Raw genomic sequence first — 17,914 nt, 5'->3', positions numbered from 1 at the left:
ATCCTAAGAAAGGAACATTCGCATGACTGCACAGATTTCTATCCTGGTAGGAAGCTTGCGTCGAGCCTCCTATGCACGAAAGATTGCACTCAAGGCAGCCACGTACTTCCCCGATGACTTCAAAGTCGACATCGTCGAGATTCGTGACCTCCCTCTCTACAACTTCGACTACGACGACCCCGCAGTGTCCGATATTGCGACTCCCGCGGAATACACCAGTTTCCGGGAAACCATTAAAGCCAGCGATGGCATCCTATTTGTCACCCCAGAAAACAACCGCACAATTCCTGCAGCTCTGAAGAATGCCGTTGACATCGGATCTAAGCCCAACGGTGATGTGGCATGGAAGAACCTGCCCGCGGGAATTATCAGCCACTCCGTCGGCCGTATGGGCGGTTATAGCTCTCAGAAGAACTTGCGACTCGCGCTGTCGTACTTCGACATGCCGATGCTCGGTCAGCCAGAGGTCTTCCTGGGACAATCGCCAACACTCATTGACGAACAAGGAGAATTCACGTCGTCAAGCACTGAGGACTTTGTTCGCGACTACATCAACAGATTTGCAGACCTAGTTCGCGAGCAGAGCCCACGCCACTAACTGAAATCCCCTAATCAGCGCAGCGTTACTGGGGATATCGCCGTATGAAGATTCTTCACTGACTAGGATCAAACGCTGCGTTCTCTGCGCGGTTAGGCGCTCGTCGTTAGGCTCATTTTCATGACTGTTTCTATCTCGGCCGTGATCGCGCTTAACGACGACCCCCGCGCCGCTGCGCGGTTTTACGCCGAAGGTTTTCACTCCAACATCAAGCCCAACTCCACCACGCTCACCATCGGCGGGATGGACTTTGAACTCATTGAGAACGGGAACCGCCGATTAACCCCCGCTGTGTCTTTTATGGTGCGATTTGCCCCTGGTCAGGAAAACCAGCTGCGCAGACTGTGGGAGCATCTGATGGCGGGTGATGAAACCATCAGCGGTGGTGCTACGCTCATGCCCCTGACCAGCTACGATTTCTCGCCGCTCTTTGGCTGGTTGGTCGACGGCAATGGGGTCAACTGGCAACTGATGATTGATTCCTTAACCAGCGGGGCTGCAAGCACGGACGCTGCCGCAAAGACAGCGAATCCCGCCGTTATTCCCTACTTCATGTGGACAGGCGACGAACCACAGGCTGCCGCCGCCACCGAGGTATACAACCGGCTTTTCGGGTCAGGGAATTTCATGACGCTCGACTCGCCGGGCATGCACAATTTCACCTTCGGCGACGGTGTGGCGATGCGCCTCTCCAGCGATTCCGCCGAAGAGATCGAAAGCACCTGCCAAGCACTTGGCCTGGCAGGCGCTGAGGTTGCCGAGGGCACGGAAGCCGTCGTCAAGCCTGACCGATTCGGCGTGTACTGGACGCTCTAGTGTTACTTGCGTGTCAATGCGATCGCTGCGCCGACGAATACGGCTAGCAGAACTCCACCGATAGAAATCCACATCATGTTGGAAGAGCCGTCATCCTCGTTTTCTTCGGTGCCCTTCGGATTCTGCTGGCTACTAGTCGGGGCCTCGCTACTTGGCGACTTGTGCGCGACCTGTTCAAAAGCTGGGCCCGGAATCTTCTCGCCGACCAACTCCGTGGTCAGCTGGTAGGTCACCGGGACGTTTTGAACATCCGCGACATCGTGAGATTTACCGGCGCCCCAGCTGTTGTTGAAGAAGACAACGATGTACTGGTCACCATCCAGCCACGCTCTTTCAGCCTCGTAATCGCCCGACTTTTCACCATCTTCGCCAATCCGATTGCGGTAGTTAATCCGGGCCGAGTTACCAAATGTAGTCTCTTCACCGATCTGGTGTTCATTGGCCGGACGGTTTTCCTCGCTGCCGGCGAGCTGGCGTGCCGAGTTCAGCGTCTTGATATCCAGGCCGGAGATCTGTGCAAGCTTGTCCGCTTCTGGGGCGTCGATGAGCTTGACGGCGCCGCGGAGCTGCTGCCCATACTCGGACTTGATCTTGTACACATGCGTCTCACCAGGAACGATGTCGGCCGTGACGCTGCTGATGTTGTCGGCAGTAAGTTCCGTGGCGTCATCGAACCACGAACCTGGGGTGACTTTCTTAGCCTGATCTACCTCTGGTGTCGCGGGTGGAGGGTTCAAGCTCTCCTTGTCGGACGGGAAGGCCGCCGGCACATCGGTCAGGTTTTCGTTGGCGAAGCGCTTGATGGTTACTTCTGCAGGAATGTCCTGGCCCTCGAAGGAGCCGCCTTTCCGAGCCACGGAGAACACCACATTGCCCGGCTTACAGTCCCCCTCAGCTCCCCCGGACTGCTTGGTTGTTATCGATGCGAAAAAGGGGCCATTGGAGTCGATGATGCCATTGCCGAAATCATTGGCCAGGAAGCAACTGCTGTCATCCAAATGCATAGTGAGCGCGAAGTTACGAACATCTAGGTCCATCAACGTCGCGCCTGACGACGCTCCCGGCACGGTAGCCGCACTAATTGCAAGCCGCTCTCCCTCAGCAACCGGGACGGAGAAGTACTCAGCACCGTCGCCTTCCTGATTACCGATGCTGCGCTCGGACTCAGGAGTCTTTTCCCGCAGCTTGGTCGAGAACGTTTCCACGTCGGCAGGCACCTTGGTAGCGCTCGTAGGAGCGTCGCCGCCCTGTATCTCTTGCGCGCTGGACTGCGCGGTGCGTGCGGTGCGGGTCGCCAGCGTCTTCATGGACTCAGCCAGCGAATCGGAGTCCTGGGCGTCCAGGTACTCACCGCCAGTGGCCTCAGCAATGCACTCCAGTTCAGCACGTGCACCTGCATCAACAAGGAAACCAACTGTGTTGATGACCAGGTCAATGCCCTGCTGCTTGAGTTCCTTGGCTACCTCGCACACCGGTGGCGGAGCACAGGTGTCCTCACCATCGGAGACCAACACAATCGAACGTTGCCCTTCTTTCGGCAACTCATCGGCAGCCTGACGCAGCGCAGGCCCCATCGGGGTGTGGCCGGACGCTTGGACCTTTCCTACTTCAGCAGGAATCTTCGCCGAGTTACCCGCCTGCACGGGCAGCAGCGTGGTGATGTCCTGACAGCCAGCTTCCCGCTCCTCCGGCGAATTGCCAACTTCCGTGCCGTAGACCATGAACCCAATTTCGGAGTCCTCTGACACAGATTCTGCGAACTTACTCGTGGCAGTCTTCGCTGCCTCCATTCGGGTTTGGCCGCCCGCGTCGTCGGCAAGCATTGACCCTGAAGCATCCAGAATCACCATGGTTGGCGAGATAGTACTCGTGGCCTCTTGCGCCTGTGCACGCCCTGTTGTGATTCCCGCAAAAGAGCCTACGAGCACCAGCAGCATGGAGATGGTGAGCACGACCGCTGAGAGTTGTCTTCTTCTGATCATGTGGTCGGTTCCTTTTCTTCAAGCGTAAATCTTCAAGCGTAAAAAGAACGTTACATGACAAAAGTATGTCTGATTCTCAAGATAATGACTGGGCAGACCCCAAAAATTACGGGCGCCAAATATGATTACGGGCTGCAAATGTGAAACTGTATGAGTTTATGACACTTTCAGGCAATTTTTCAGGCCATTTTTGTCATAAACGCAGTCAGTAACTTGCATTGGCCCGCCGCCGCTGACATAAACGCAGTCAGTAACTCGCATTGGGATAAGTAGCAAAAGATGCCCACCAGTCGACCCCACCGAACGGGCATACTTTTTATCTATTAACCAGCTCCCCTAGCGGGACTCCAACCACGCCACAATGTCGGAGTAGACCTCTTCCTTATTCAACTCGTTGAGAATCTCATGGCGACCATCCGGATAGACCTTAAAGCGCACGTCCTTCTTGCCCGCGTTCAGGTATTTGCCCACGACCTCAGTCACACAGGCAGCGCCACCCGCCGGATCAACGGCACCGGAAACCACGAAAAGCGGCAGCTCATCAGGCGCTTTCTCATAGGCTTCAGGCGAGTTCGCGTAGTGCGTGCCGACGAGAAGGTCGCGGAAAAAGGCATTGGTGGGAACGAAACCACACTTGTCGTCCGCAATATAAGCATCGACAATCTTGTGGTCGCGGGTGAGCCAATCAAACTTAGTGCGGCGCTCAAAGTCCTTGTTGTAATCAGCAAAGGTGAGAGTGTTGAGCAGCTTGCCCGGCGCGGTAGGACGAATCTTAGCCAGCAGGTTTGCCACCTTCATTCCCGCGTCGCCCTTAGCCCCTGGCCACGACACAGTGCCCATGATAATGACACCGGTGAGCCCCTCGCCGTACTTGGCGATGTAGTTACGAGTCAGAAGCGACCCCATGGAGTGGCCGAGAATATAGTGCTTGCTACCTGGGAATTCTGCATCAACGTACTGGCGCACCGCGTGGAGGTCTTCGAGAATCAGGTTCCAGCCACCGTAGTCAGCGAAGAAGCCCGGGATGCCAGCATCCGTCTTGGTCATACCGTGGCCGCGATGGTCGTGCGCGACGACGGCATAACCCTGGGATACGAGGTACTCGGCGAACTTGGCGTAGCGGTTGGCGTACTCGACCATGCCGTGGACAATCTGCACCACTCCCTTAGGAGTAATGGGCGCGCCCTTGTCATTTTCTGGAACCCAGCGCAGCACATTCAATGTGGCACCTGGGCGAGAAAGCGAAGTCCTAACAGCCGATGTCACGTCGGGCACCTTTCGAGTAGAGGTTTCGATGCTTATCGCTCATCGTACCGAGGAACTTGGCTGCTCACTGGTGCTTTCGTCAACAAACAAAGAAAAACTCTGCCACCAACGTGACAGAGTTTTTCAAGGGACCTTACGTCTTTACGTTTTTTCGTTTACGTGTTTCGCGCGTGACGCTCGCGAAGCTACAGAATCTCGCCCGGCTTGTAGGCCGCGGCCTCTGGGTACTTGTCCACGACAGCCTGCACACGTGCAACTACGCGGTCAACCTGGGATTCCGCGGCACCGATGAACGCATGGCGGTTCGCCAGAGCGTCGGCAAGCCCTGCGGCATCCAGCGGGAAACGCTCATCTGCAGCGAGACGTTCAGTGAGATTCTGCTCAGCACCCTTTTCGCGCATATCCAGTGCGGTGGCGACGGCGTGCTCCTTGATGATCTCGTGGGCTTCCTCGCGGCCCATACCAGCGCGAACGGCTGCCATGAGGATCTTGGTGGAAGCCAGGAACGGCAGGTAGCGCTCCAGCTCACGGTCGATCATGGCCGGGAATGCACCGAACTCGGACAGGACGGTGAGGAAGGTTTCGAACATGCCGTCCATGGCGAAGAAAGCATCCGGCAGTGCAACGCGGCGAACCACGGAGCAGGAAACGTCGCCTTCGTTCCACTGAGTACCGGCGTATTCGGAGAGCATGGTCATGTAACCACGCAGGATGACCTGGAAACCGTGGACGCGCTCACAGGAGCGGGCGTTCATCTTGTGCGGCATGGCGGAAGAGCCGACCTGGCCTTCCTTGAAGCCCTCGGTGACGGTCTCATTACCGGCCATCAGGCGGATGGTGGTGGCCAGCGACGCCGGGCCTGCGCCCAGCTCGACCAGTGCGGACAGAGCGTCGAAGTCGAGGGTGCGCGGGTAGACCTGACCAACGGAGTCAAAGACGCGGTCGAAGCCGAGGCCTTCAGCGATTTCGTTTTCGAGGGAGGCCAGTGCGGACTCGTCACCGTCAAGCAGATCCAGCATGTCCTGGGCGGTACCCATCGGGCCCTTGATGCCACGCAGTGGGTAGCGGGAAATCAGGTCTTCTACGCGCTCGATGCCCAGCAGCATCTCGTCCGCAGCAGAGGCGAAGCGCTTACCCAGGGTTGTTGCCTGTGCGGCGACGTTGTGGGAGCGACCTGCCATCACCAGCGACTGGTACTCGGAGGCCTTTTCCGCAGTGCGGGCGGCAACGGCAACGGCCTTGTCGCGCACGACCTTCAGCGACTGCAGAACCTGCAGCTGCTCAACGTTTTCGGTCAGGTCACGCGAGGTCATACCCTTGTGAATGTGCTCGGTGCCAGCCAGGTCGCAGAACTCTTCAATGCGAGCCTTCACATCGTGGCGAGTAATACGCTCACGGGCGGCAATGGAGTCGAGGTCAACCTGGTCGATGACCTTCTCATACGCCTCGATAGTGCCCTCCGGCACCTCAATTCCGCGGGCGACCTGAGCCTTCAGAACGGCAATCCAGAGCTTGCGCTCGAGGATGATCTTGTACTCAGGGCTCCACAACTCCGCCAGAGTCGCAGAGGCGTATCGGTTAGCAAGGACGTTTGCGATCTTCTTTTTCTCAGCCACGCCCTCAAGTATTCCATGACCACTGCATCCGCGGTTATCTAGGCCATGGATGACCACGCATTTCTTCCACGCCCTCGTTGAATTTGCGCATCAATCGCACGAACTCCGCGAGCTCCGAGTCTTCCCAGTCATGCGTAATGTCATCGACGGTATTCTTACGCGCCTCAATCTCCCGGTGCAGCAGCTCTAGCCCCTTGTCGGTCGCGCTATGCACCTTCGCGCTTGACGACGGCGCGGACCTCTTCGCGATATATCCCTGCCGCATGGCGGCGGCCAGCTGGCGATGCACTGTAGAAATGTCCAGCCCTAGTGCATCGGAGAGCTCGGCGACTGTCATATCCGGCTGTGCTTCCAGCCTAGCCAGCAGTGCTGCGGCGGAGCGATCCAACAGGATGTCCTTACGATGTGGTCGGTAGCCGCTGGAGCTCACCCGGGATAGCAGCATGTTCTCGTAAACGAGCGCGGCCAGGTCGTCGTTTCGCACGGTGGCAGTCAATCCTCTTGTCGCCTTTATGTCGACCCTTTAATGGGCCTGCGGGATGTATCTGTTTGCTGAACAGCTCCTATTCTAGCGTGCCGCGGATGGGGTTAAGGCCAAAAAAGCGCGTTTGCATCATACAAACCAATTGTTATAATTCGACCCCTAACTGCATTTTTGCACGATACAAATGCCGGGAAGCAGTTTTACCACAGCACTAATTCCACGATCGTTTTCAAACGAGAAAAGAGACCGTATCTTCAGCATGACAACGCATACGACCACACAGAACAGGCACAAACAGGACGAGCAGCACGGGCAAGACAAGCTCTTCTCCCCCGCGTTCATCATCAGCTGGCTGATTAACTTCAGCATGTACCTGGTGTTCTACCTTTCAATCACAGTCATGGCACTCTACGCCGTCCAGCGCTTCTCCGCCTCCGATGCCGCCGGTGGTTTCGCCGCCAGTTCTTTCGTGGTCGGTGCCACCATCGCTCGCCTCTTTTCCGGCTACTTGGTGGACACCTTCGGTGGTCGCAGAATCATGCTTGGCTCGCTCGCTGTCATCGTGGCAGCCTGTGCCGCCTACATGTGGGCCGCATCCCTGCCGGTCCTGATTGCAATCCGCATCATCCACGGCCTGACCTACGCTTTCGCTTCCACCGCCGTGATGGCCGCCGCCCAGACCGCTATTCCGGCTTCGCGCCGCGCAGAGGGTACTGGCTATATCTCGCTCGGCACCACCCTGGCCACAGCGATTGGCCCAGCTCTCGGCCTGGCCCTTATTGATTCGGTCGGCTACAGCGTCCTCTTTGCCACAGCCCTCGGCCTGTCCATTGTCGGACTGGTGCTGGCGCTCTTTCTGCCACAACACAACGAGCCCACCACTGCGGCAACCAAGGACGAGGCCACCGAGGATTCGTCGGCAAGCGAGACGAAGCGCACGTTTTCCTTCGATGACATCATGACGCCGAGAGTGGTGCCAATCGGCCTGTTCATGCTGCTCATCGGCCTGGCGTATGCGGGCGTGATTACATTTCTGAACCGATACTCGCAGCTGAGCGGCCTGACTAGAGGCGCCAGCTTCTTCTTCATCGCCTATGCGGTGGCGATGATGGCGGCGCGTTTCTCACTGGGACGCCTACAAGATCGCCGCGGCGACAACCCCGTCATCGCCATCGGCCTGGTGTGCTTCACCATCTCACTGCTTGTTCTGGCTTTCGCTAGCGCTGACTGGCACGTTATCGCCGCCGGTGCGCTCTGCGGCCTGGGCTACGGCACGCTGATGCCGGCCTGCCAGACCATCTCTGTGCACCTGGCGCCGGCGCACAAGTTGGGCACGGGCATCTCGACGCTGCTCTTGCTTGTCGACGCGGGCATCGGCCTCGGCCCAATCGTGCTTGGTTCGGTAGCCGCCACTATGGGCTTCGACAAGATGTACGCAGGCCTGGCGGTCGTGGTGGTTCTCGCGGCCGTCTTCTACTGGTTCGTGCATGGCCGCAAGCCTGTTGCGAGGCGCCATCGCGTGGATCTTTAGAACTAATTGGTGTGCAGTCACTTTTTACAGGTGAATATCGGACAAGGAACACCGATAGCAGTGATGTGTCGTGAGTCACCTATACTTTTTCACATGACTGAATCATCCACACCACAGAGCATGATTTCGATTGCCGGGGTGAATAAGTACTACGGCGACTACCACGCTTTGCGTGATATCAACCTGGAAATCCCAGCTGGTCAGGTCGTAGTCATCCTCGGCCCCTCCGGCTCCGGTAAGTCCACACTGTGTCGAACCATCAACCGCCTGGAAACCATCGACAGCGGCGAAATTCGCATCAACGGCAAGCTTCTTCCCGAAGAGGGCAAGGAACTCACCCGCCTGCGCGCTGAGGTTGGCATGGTTTTCCAGCAGTTCAACCTTTTCAGCCACATGACCATTCGCGACAATGTCACGTTGGCCCCACTGAAGGTCCGCAAGATCTCCAAAGCCGAGGCCCGCGAGCGTGCGGACAAGCTGCTCGCCCGTGTCGGCATTGCGGAACAGGCTGACAAGTACCCGGCGCAGCTCTCCGGCGGTCAGCAGCAGCGCGTCGCCATCGCACGCGCCCTGGCCATGGACCCGAAGGTCATGCTTTTCGACGAGCCCACCTCCGCGCTCGACCCGGAAATGATCAACGAGGTCCTCGATGTCATGACCGACCTGGCCAAGGGCGGCATGACCATGGTTTGCGTCACCCACGAGATGAGCTTCGCCCGCCGCGTGGCCGACCGCATCCTGTTCATGGCCGACGGTGCGATTGTCGAAGACACCGACCCGGAGACCTTCTTCACCAACCCGCAGAGCGATCGTGCCAAGGACTTCTTGGCCAAGATCGTCGGACACTAGGCGGGGCTGGTCACCATGAAGCTTTCACTATTACGAGGAGGCCGGGGACGCAGTCGCAACCAGGGCCGCCGAGGTGTCGTCGGCAAGCGAGTTGCGGCGGCTGTCGTAGCTGTTGCCACGACAATGAGCCTCGCGGCCTGCGGTAGCAGCGGACCCCGAAACCTGCTGGCCGATATCGAAGCCGGGCACGTGACACTGGGTACGAAGTTTGACCAGCCGGGTCTCGGCGAGCGCACCCCGGACCGTGAGTTCGCGGGCGTCGACAACGATGTTTCCCGCTACGTCATTGAGTACATCGCCAACAAGAACGGTTGGGATGTGCCCGAGATGGAGTGGCGCGAGACCCCGTCCGCTCAGCGCGAGACGCTGATTAACAACGGCGAGGTCAACATGATCGCCGCCACCTACTCCATCAACGCTGGCCGCCTGGCTGCCGTCGACTTCGCCGGCCCGTACCTGGTCACGCACCAGGCACTGTTGGTGCGCGGTTCCGAGGGTATCCAGGGGCTTGACGACGTCGCCCCGGGCACTCGCCTGTGTTCTGTATCCGGCTCCACCCCAGCGCAGAAAGTCAAGGACGCTCTACCGGAGGTGCAGCTGCAGGAGTTCGATACCTACGCCGCGTGCGCGGAAGGTGTGAAGCAGGGTGTCGTCGATGCCCTGACTACCGATGCAACTATTCTCGCGGGCTTCGCCCAGCGCTACAAGGAGCGCTTCGGCGACGACTTCCGCGTGGTCGAGCTGCGCAACCCCGATGGTTCCTACTGGACCAATGAGTACTACGGCATCGGCCTGCCCAAGGGTGATGATGCCAGCCGTGAGGCCATCAATGAGGCGCTGGAGTCGCTGTACGACACCGGTGAGCTTCAGAAGATCCTGAAGAAGCATTTGGGCGACAAGTTCGAGCTCGACGACAAGCCGGCAATCGGCGATCTGTCGTTCGTAGAGAAGAAGTAGGAAGGGGTGCGAGCAAACAATGAATCCAGAACTATGGAGTGAAATGGGGCCGGAACTGCTTCCGGCTTTCTGGGTAACCATCAAACTGACGATTGCTTCGGCAATTGGTTCCCTGATTTTTGGCACGCTTCTCACCGCTATGCGCGTGAGCCCCGTGGGAATCCTACGTACCCTGTCGACCTGGTACATCAGCATTGTCCGCAATACCCCGCTGACGTTGATTGTGCTGCTGGCCTCGATGGGTCTCTACTACAACTTGGGGCTGCTGCTGGCTGCGGAGAATGACTCCTTCATTGTCAAGCAGAACTTCCGTCTCGCGGTGTTGGCGTTTGTTGCCTACACCTCGTGCTTCGTTGCGGAGTCCCTGCGCGCCGGTATTAATACTGTGCCGTTCGGTCAGGCCGAAGCCGCCCGCTCCCTGGGGCTTAGCTTCGGCCAGAGCTTCCGCTACATCATCTTCCCGCAGGCGTTCCGTGGCGCTATCGTGCCGCTCGGCAACACCCTGATCGCGCTGACCAAGAACACCACGATTGCCTCGGTAATCGGTGTGGCTGAAGCGTCGCTGCTGATGAAGACCATGACCGAAAACTACGCCAGCGATATCCTGATTATCTTCGGCATCATCGCTGTCGGCTTTATTATTCTGACTCTGCCGACCGGCCTGTTCTTCGGCTGGGCTGGCAAGCGATGGGCGGTGAAGCGCTAATGGCTACTCGCGCAACAGTTCTTTACGACGCGCCGGGCCCCAAGGCTCAGCGCTTCAACCGAACCCTCACCTGGATCGTGGCCGCAATCACCGTTGCGATTCTCGCCTGGGTGGGAATGAAGCTGGCCGACAAGGGCCAGTTCGAGGCCAATAAATGGTCGTTCTTCCTCGAATCCACAACCTGGACCACATACATTCTGCCCGGTCTGGTCAGCACCATTGTCGCGGCTGTCGTCTCTATTGTGTTGGCACTGGTTATTGGCGCTCTCCTGGGCGTCGGCAGGCTGAGCCCGGTCGCACCGGTGCGCTGGCTGTGCTCGGTGATTGTCGAGTTCTTCCGCGCCATTCCGGTGCTGGTGCTCATGCTGTTTGCCTACTCGGTGTTCGCGCTTTGGCAGCTGTTTCCGTCGAACTACCTCGGCTTTGCCGCCGTTGTGTTTGGCCTGACCATGTACAACGGCTCCGTCATTGGCGAGACACTGCGCTCCGGCATCGAGTCGCTGCCGAAGGGCCAGCGTGAGGCCGCGATTGCGCTGGGTCTCTCCCACCGCCAGACGATGGTCACTATTTTGCTGCCGCAGGCAGTCGCCGCCATGCTGCCGGCGATTATCTCGCAGATGGTCATTGCGCTGAAGGACTCCGCGCTGGGTTACATGATTGGCTACGTCGAGGTTGTCCGCTCTGGCCGCCAGCTTGGCGAGTACTACGGCGCCATGATTCCATCGCTGGTCGTCGTGGCGATCATTCTCATTGCCATCAACTTCGGCCTGGCCAACCTTGCCGAGCGTATCGAAAGCCAGCTCCGCGCCGGCCGCGCCCGCCGCAACATCATTGCGAAGGTCCCGCATCAGCCTGACGTCGGTGTCACCACCAAGGACCAGGCCAACGTGGATTGGCACGATGAGGACTACAAGGACCTCCGAGGCACCTACGAGTAGAGCTAATCACGGCTTAACGCCACACTTGCTTTACGACGAACACAGCGACGCCGCCCACGGAAACTGCTAAAGGTTTCCGCTGGGCGGCGTTTTTATTTGGCTACAGCCTTTGCCTTCGCTCTTATCGATGCGCTACTCACTGATGGCCACGCTACAGCGCAACGATAGGTGAATAGCGTGGCCACAAGTGCCGGGCACTACTGCGACCGTGCTCTCCTACGACTCAGACTTCGTCCCCGACTCCTCTGGGCTCTCCGATTCCGACTTTTCGCCAGACTCAAACTCACCTTCAACGACCACATCGGACTGAATAACCAGACGTCCCTCTTCATCGTGGGTGTACTCAAAGCGCGGCAGCTCATTGCCCTCTTCGTCGTAGCCCGGCGCGGGTGCGGCTTCGTGCTTCTCCAACTTCTCTGGAGTATCGGTCTTCTCCCACTGGCGGGTAACCGGCTTGCGCACTGCCATGTGGTCATCACTCATGCCTTTGACCAAGGAGTACATCATCACAAAGTGGAGGAAGAAGAACGGTACACCGATGACGATCACCGCAGATTGCAGCGCTTCCAGTGCGGTTTCACCAGAAATCAGCAGCAGAGAAGCTGCCACTGCACCAATCATGACGCCCCACAGCACGCGGTAGAAGGTCGGAGTCTTGTTTTCCTCACCGGTAGACATCATGTCCATCACCATCGAAGCCGAGTCGATGGAAGTGACGAAGAAGATCATAATCACAAAGAGCGCAAACACACTGACAAGCGTTGCCAACGGGAACTGCTCCAGGAGGATAAAGAGCGCCGGTGACGGGTCTCCGCCCTCGACAACTGGTTTGGTCAGAATACCGGGCTGCTCATTTTCCAGTTCGAAGCCAGCGCGGCCGAAGATAGAGAACCACATGATTGACACGATTGTCGGCAGTGCAATCACACCGGCAATGAACTGACGGACTGTACGGCCGCGGGAAATACGGGCGACGAACATGCCCACAAATGGCGACCAGCAGATTGTCCAGGCCCAGTAGAAGACCGTCCAGGCGCCCTGTTTCCAATTCGGGTTGACGTCGTAAGAGTCAGTCCAGAACATGATGCGAGGCAGCGCATCCAAGTAGACACCTGTCGTATCGACGGTCTGGCGCAGCAGCGTCAAAGTCGGCCCCATGAGCAGCACGAAAACCATCAATGCCATGGCGGCCCAAATGTTCGCATTGGACAACACCTTAATACCTTTGTCCAGACCGCGGGCCACGGAAATCGAGGCAATCACAATAATGATGGCAATCAGAATGAGCTGCACCATCGAGTTTTCCGGGGTACCGATTACACGAGCAGCACCGGAGTTAATCTGCAGCGCACCCATGCCCACCGATACCGCGATACCGACGACGGTACCGATGATGGCGACGGCGTCGATAAGCTTGCCCGGCCATGAGTAGATGCGGGTACCGAGCAGCGGCGCGAAGATGGAGGAGACGCGCGGCGGCAGGTGACGCTTGTAAATGAAGTACCCGAGCGCGAGCCCCGGCAGCGCCATGATGACCCACATGTGAATACCCAGGTGGTAGATGGTAAATGCCATCGCAGTGTTCTGAGCTTCGCGGCTCATCGGCTCTTGACCGAACGGCGGGTTGTAGGCATGGTTGAGCGGTTCAGCCACGCCCCAGAACATCAGCATGGAGCCAGTACCGCCGGCGAAGAGCATGCCGAACCACTCGGCGATGGTGTATTCGGGCTCTTCGTCATCATCGCCAAGTTGAATGCGTCCGTATCGGGACACAAACAAGCCGATGAGGAAGATAAAGCTTGCCGAGACACCACCGATGAACAGCCAGCCCATGTTAGACGTAACCCAATCGGAAGCGGCCGAGTAGGCATCCCGAGCGGTATCCCCCAGCGCTATGGTCACTGCCACAAAGAGGACAATGAAACCCATCGCCGTCGTGAAGATCAACGGGTCGGTCGGCAGGTTCTTAAGAAAACCGCCCGACTTCTTTTCTTGCGTTTTTACTTGTGGCGTTTGTGTAGATCCCATTATCGGGGTCAGCGCCTTTCACTTCTAGATTGTCTGTCTCAGAAAAGACAGCTCGGAAGACACATTCCTCCCAAGTCGGTTATCTACGTTACAAAAGGAAGCCCAGTCATTCTCAATAACTAAGCCTTTGTGCTGTAATTGCGACTTTTTCCTTCGAGTTCACGCTGGTTTAACTGAACGTCAAAGTGGAAAACCTATCGTTCGACTCCATGCAGCTTTCCCGTCGCAGCGCTCTACGTTTAGGCGCATCCACCGCACTTGCCACTTCAGTCACGCTCGCTCATGCCTCTAGAGCTGCGGCTTCAGCTACACCGGGTTCGCCGTCACTGGCCTCCCCAGGGTTACTGCGTTCTCGGCCACAGCTCACCCACGGCGTTGCAAGTGGCGATATCCGCGGCGACGGCGCATTGATTTGGGCTCGCTCAGACCGCCCCGCCCATATGGTGGTTGAAACTGCTGCAACTGAGAGCTTCCAGAATGCCAAGGTATTCCGCAGTAACTCTCTGTTAACTCCAGACACTGACGGCACCGGACGTCTACGTGTCGTCGGTCTCGAACCGGGGCAGGAAATCTTCTATCGCGTCACGCTCGAAGAGGCAGATACTGGAATCTGCTCTGATCCCGTTATCGGCACCTTCCGTACTGCCCCAAACCGCGCATCCAACATCCGCCTGCACTGGTCCGGCGATGTCGCAGGTCAGGGTTGGGGAATTAACGACGAAATCGGTGGATACACCGGCTTTTCCACCATGATGGAGCGCAATCCAGACCTATTCATTCACTCAGGCGACACCTGCTATGCCGACGGTCCGCTGGATGAATCCGTCACGCTTTCCGACGGCACTGTGTGGCGCAACCATGTCACTCCGGCCAAATCCAAGGTTGCTGAAACCCTCGAAGAGTATCGTGGCCAGTACTCCTACAACCTCATGGACAAGAACTACTTGGCCTTCAATGCGCAGGTTCCGCAGCTAGTCCAGTGGGATGACCACGAAACAGTCAACAACTGGTACCCCAACGAAGTCCTAGACGATGATCGCTATACCGAGCGCGATGTCAACACCCTGGCCAAGCGTGCCTACCAGGCCTTCCATGAGTGGCAGCCAATTGATCAACAAATGGCTGTAGATGGGCGCGTCTACCGCAAGGTTTCCTACGGCCCGTTGCTAGACATATTCATTCTGGATATGCGCAGTTACAAGGGAGAAAACACTTCCAATAATCCGCGCTCGACAACCGAAGAACCAATCCTTGGCGAAAAGCAGACCAACTGGTTAATCGACTCCCTCAAGGACTCCCGCGCGACGTGGAAGATTGTTGCTAATGACCTACCGCTTGGAATCATCGTCCCCGACGGCGACGATGGTGATCAAGAAAGCGTATCCAATGGTGCCGCCGGTGCACCTGCAGGACGTGAACGTGAAATCGCCCGCCTGCTCAGCGCCATTAAAGATGTTTCAAATGTCGTCTGGCTCACCGCCGATGTGCACTACACCGCGGCTCACCACTACAGCCCAGAGCGCGCACAGTTCACCGACTTCGCACCCTTCTGGGAATTCGTCTCCGGTCCTCTCCACGCGGGCGCTTTCGGCCCCAACGAAATGGATTCGACCTTCGGGCCGAAGGTGGAGTACGTCCACGCACCGGGTAAGGACAATGCCAACGCCGACCCCACACAGGATTTCCAACACTTCGGCGAAGTCGACATCGACGGCGACTCACGTGAGATGACCGTCCGTCTGCTCACCACTCGTGGCACCGAGTTGTGGTCGACAACGCTGAAGCCGCAGGCGTAGGCAGACTGTTCAACAGCGCGTGGCGGTAGCCACTAATTAGTGCGTTCCGCCACGCTTTACGACGGTCTCCTGCCCCGCAGCCTGCCAGGCCACAATGCCCCCGTCCAGATTGATGAGCTCCGGTATGGCGCCATCAGCCTCGGTATCGCTGGCCAACAGCTCAATTGCCTGTTGTGAGCGGGCTCCCGAGTGGCAGTGAATAATGATGCCCTCTGTCTCAGTAGCGTCGCCGGCAGCCTGTGCAAGTGCCTCATTCACAGCAGCCCACCCACGGCTGCGAATGTCGCCGAGTGGCACAAGCACAGATCCGGCAATGGCAGCCTCCGCGTGTTCTTCAGGCTCGCGTACATCGATGAGAGGCACACCCTCGGCAAGAAGCTCGTGCGCCGTGTTGGGGCCAATGCTGCGCATGCTCTGCGCCGGGGCCTCCTCGTCCTCGGTCCACGAAGCTGCGCACACCTGCGCAATTTCGGTCAAGTCGGAAACGGGTTCGCGCTCCGGGTCGGCCGCAAAGGACAGTGTGCGGGTGGTTGCCTCCAGGGCGTCGATAAGCACGAGTTTGCCGACGGCGACCTTGCCGACACCGGTGAGCACCTTGATAGCTTCGACGACCATCATGGAGCCAATCTGTCCGACCATTGCGCCGAGGACACCGCCTGCGGCGCACGACGGCACGGAGCCGGGGTCGGGGATGTCGGGGTAGAGATCGCGAAGCATGGGGCCGTGGCCGGGCCAGAAGACGGACAGTTGTCCTGCGAACTGCAGAATTGTGGCCCAGACCAGTGGCGTTCGGGTCAACTCCGCGGCATCGGAGGACAGGTAGCGCGTGGCGAAGTTGTCCGCGCCGTCGAGCACTACATCGTGAGTGGCGAAGAGCTCCTCAGCATTGTCGACGCTTAACCTGCCGACGATTGCGGTCACCGATGCCTCGGAGTCAAGGCGCCGCACGGCATCCGCGGCGGATTCGGCCTTCGGGCGACCAATGTCGGACTCACGGTGAATGACCTGGCGCTGAAGATTGGATTCGTCGACCACGTCATCGTCAATGATGGTGATGTGCCCGACCCCTGCCCCGGCCAGGTACAACAGCGCAGGCGATCCCAAGCCGCCAGCTCCGATAACGAGGACGCGGGAGGCTCGCAAAGTTCGCTGACCCTCGGCACCAAAGCCCGGCAATGTTAGGTGCCGTGCGTACCGGCGCAGGTCGCGGTCCGAAAGATTGACACCCTGCTCCGCCATTACAGAGAATCCTGCTCGCGTGCGCCGCTGACGCGCTCAGTGATGATTCCCTCAAACGACGAGCTCGCCTGGGCCAGTCGACGCCGTGGGATGCGACCCGACTCGCGAGCAGTCAGTCCTGCCTCAACGCCGAAGCGCATCGCTGTGGCCATGCCCACCGGATCATGTGCACGGGTCACTGCGGATGCCAACAGCACTGCATCGCAGCCAAGCTCCATCGCCTGCGCGGCCTCAGACGCGGTACCGATGCCCGCATCCAGGATGATGGGCACTTTCGCCCGGTCCACAATCAGCTCGATGTTGTGTGGGTTAAGAATTCCCAGGCCAGTACCGATAGGCGAACCCGCCGGCATGACAGCTGCACAGCCCAGATCCTCCAGCCGCTTGGCCAGCGCCGGATCGTCGTTGGTGTAGGCGAAAACGACGAAGTCGTCAGCTACCAACTGCTCCGCTGCCGCGACCAGCTCGACCGGGTCCGGCAGCAGCGTGTCCTCGTCGGCGATGACCTCGAGCTTCAGCAGGTTGGTTTCCAGCGCCTCGCGGGCCAACTGCGCAGTCAGCACCGCGTCACGAGCGGTATAGCACCCCGCAGTATTCGGCAGCGCCGCAATATTGTTGCGCTGCAAAATCTCAAAAACGTTCTGCTTCGTGCCGGGCGTAAAACGGCGCATCGCCACCGTAGTCAGCTCGGTGCCCGAAGCCACCAGCGCGCGCTCCAGCGTATCCATGCTGGTCGCACCGCCAGTTCCCATAATCAGACGGGAGTTCAACTCCAGCCCGCCAATGCGCAGCGGTTCGCGTGTAACTTCGCTTGCCGCCCCGGTTTCATTTTCCTGTGCGGACATCTTTGCTTGTGCGGAATTCGCGGTCATCTCTAGCCTCCCTGAACTGCTGTCACGATGTCGATGGCGCCTGCCACGGGTGTGGTCGTCCACTTGGCACGCGGGATTACCGCGCCATCCACGGCTACCGCGATTCCCAGGCGGGTGCCGTCCGCGGCGGTGCCGTCGTCGTTAAGCGCGTGCCCCGTGTGCTTTGCGACGAGATCTGCGACCATCTCCCCCGCAGCCGGTGTGTAGCCTTCGCCATTGAGTGTTGTGGTGGACAT

16 protein-coding genes are annotated in these 17,914 nt (G+C 58.5%); 8 read left to right on the top strand and 8 right to left on the bottom strand.

Translation table 11 applies throughout. The features are described 5' to 3' along the window. Window positions 1-22 precede the first annotated feature (22 nt). Both QKE19_RS08645 and QKE19_RS08640 read left to right on the top strand, forming a co-directional pair. On the top strand, window positions 23-598 hold the full coding sequence (locus QKE19_RS08645; protein ID WP_016421405.1) for an NADPH-dependent FMN reductase: 576 nt from the start codon (window positions 23-25) through the stop codon (window positions 596-598). A gap of 120 nt (window positions 599-718) precedes the next feature. Further along, the gene (locus QKE19_RS08640) at window positions 719-1,414 is read left to right on the top strand and encodes a VOC family protein (protein ID WP_347890825.1); all 696 of its coding nucleotides are present in this window, start codon (window positions 719-721) and stop codon (window positions 1,412-1,414) included. A gap of 2 nt (window positions 1,415-1,416) precedes the next feature. Here the strand turns inward: QKE19_RS08640 and QKE19_RS08635 are convergent, their stop codons facing one another. From QKE19_RS08635 to QKE19_RS08620, 4 genes are all read right to left on the bottom strand, one after another. Continuing rightward, window positions 1,417-3,396: a VWA domain-containing protein gene (locus QKE19_RS08635; RefSeq protein WP_347890824.1), complete on the bottom strand. Its 1,980-nt coding sequence runs from the start codon at window positions 3,394-3,396 to the stop codon at window positions 1,417-1,419. Window positions 3,397-3,732: 336 nt separating this feature from the next. Further along, window positions 3,733-4,662 (bottom strand): alpha/beta hydrolase, encoded by a 930-nt coding sequence (locus QKE19_RS08630; protein ID WP_049193820.1) that lies wholly within the window; start codon window positions 4,660-4,662, stop codon window positions 3,733-3,735. Between the two features lie 185 nt (window positions 4,663-4,847). Beyond that, entirely contained in the window at window positions 4,848-6,278 is a 1,431-nt protein-coding gene (gene purB, locus QKE19_RS08625) for an adenylosuccinate lyase (RefSeq protein WP_069359129.1), read from the bottom strand. Window positions 6,279-6,312: 34 nt separating this feature from the next. Continuing rightward, window positions 6,313-6,762 carry a MarR family winged helix-turn-helix transcriptional regulator gene (locus tag QKE19_RS08620; protein ID WP_070862583.1) on the bottom strand — a complete coding sequence of 150 codons (450 nt, stop codon included), beginning with the start codon at window positions 6,760-6,762 and terminating at the stop codon, window positions 6,313-6,315. A gap of 259 nt (window positions 6,763-7,021) precedes the next feature. Between QKE19_RS08620 and QKE19_RS08615 the strand changes: the two genes are divergently transcribed. The 5 genes from QKE19_RS08615 to QKE19_RS08595 all read left to right on the top strand — a co-directional run bounded on the left by QKE19_RS08615 (window position 7,022) and on the right by QKE19_RS08595 (window position 11,743). Further along, the gene (locus QKE19_RS08615) at window positions 7,022-8,293 is read left to right on the top strand and encodes an MFS transporter (RefSeq protein WP_347890823.1); all 1,272 of its coding nucleotides are present in this window, start codon (window positions 7,022-7,024) and stop codon (window positions 8,291-8,293) included. Between the two features lie 120 nt (window positions 8,294-8,413). After that, window positions 8,414-9,142, top strand: a complete 729-nt coding sequence (locus QKE19_RS08610) for an amino acid ABC transporter ATP-binding protein (protein ID WP_076773177.1) — start codon at window positions 8,414-8,416, stop codon at window positions 9,140-9,142. A gap of 15 nt (window positions 9,143-9,157) precedes the next feature. Next, window positions 9,158-10,099 carry a glutamate ABC transporter substrate-binding protein gene (locus QKE19_RS08605; protein WP_070429293.1) on the top strand — a complete coding sequence of 314 codons (942 nt, stop codon included), beginning with the start codon at window positions 9,158-9,160 and terminating at the stop codon, window positions 10,097-10,099. 19 nt (window positions 10,100-10,118) lie between these two features. Then, window positions 10,119-10,805 carry an amino acid ABC transporter permease gene (locus QKE19_RS08600; RefSeq protein ID WP_042388211.1) on the top strand — a complete coding sequence of 229 codons (687 nt, stop codon included), beginning with the start codon at window positions 10,119-10,121 and terminating at the stop codon, window positions 10,803-10,805. Next, complete coding sequence (locus QKE19_RS08595) at window positions 10,805-11,743, top strand: amino acid ABC transporter permease (protein WP_016421416.1); 939 nt, start codon at window positions 10,805-10,807, stop codon at window positions 11,741-11,743. Before QKE19_RS08600 ends, QKE19_RS08595 begins: the two co-directional genes overlap by 1 nt. A gap of 216 nt (window positions 11,744-11,959) precedes the next feature. Here QKE19_RS08595 and QKE19_RS08590 read toward each other — a convergent pair whose 3' ends face one another. Then, on the bottom strand, window positions 11,960-13,771 hold the full coding sequence (locus tag QKE19_RS08590; RefSeq protein ID WP_049193825.1) for a BCCT family transporter: 1,812 nt from the start codon (window positions 13,769-13,771) through the stop codon (window positions 11,960-11,962). Window positions 13,772-13,980: 209 nt separating this feature from the next. On the opposite strand from QKE19_RS08590, the gene QKE19_RS08585 reads away from it, so the two are divergent. Next, entirely contained in the window at window positions 13,981-15,567 is a 1,587-nt protein-coding gene (locus QKE19_RS08585; protein ID WP_016421418.1) for an alkaline phosphatase D family protein, read from the top strand. 36 nt (window positions 15,568-15,603) lie between these two features. On the opposite strand, the gene QKE19_RS08580 is transcribed toward QKE19_RS08585, so the two are convergent. From QKE19_RS08580 to thiS, 3 genes are read right to left on the bottom strand one after another with little or no spacing between them, the layout of a single operon-like run. Beyond that, window positions 15,604-16,806 (bottom strand): ThiF family adenylyltransferase, encoded by a 1,203-nt coding sequence (locus tag QKE19_RS08580; protein ID WP_347890822.1) that lies wholly within the window; start codon window positions 16,804-16,806, stop codon window positions 15,604-15,606. Continuing rightward, window positions 16,806-17,651 carry a thiazole synthase gene (locus QKE19_RS08575; RefSeq protein WP_070603984.1) on the bottom strand — a complete coding sequence of 282 codons (846 nt, stop codon included), beginning with the start codon at window positions 17,649-17,651 and terminating at the stop codon, window positions 16,806-16,808. Before QKE19_RS08575 ends, QKE19_RS08580 begins: the two co-directional genes overlap by 1 nt. Window positions 17,652-17,680: 29 nt before the next feature. Continuing rightward, on the bottom strand, window positions 17,681-17,914 hold the full coding sequence (thiS, locus tag QKE19_RS08570) for a sulfur carrier protein ThiS (protein ID WP_016421421.1): 234 nt from the start codon (window positions 17,912-17,914) through the stop codon (window positions 17,681-17,683).

The organism is Corynebacterium sp. c8Ua_99 (genome assembly GCF_039907185.1).
In the GTDB taxonomy this organism is placed as follows: domain Bacteria; phylum Actinomycetota; class Actinomycetes; order Mycobacteriales; family Mycobacteriaceae; genus Corynebacterium; species Corynebacterium jeikeium_D.
Note: the sequence above shows the minus strand (reverse complement) of the source record. Positions and strands in the feature narration are given on the sequence as shown.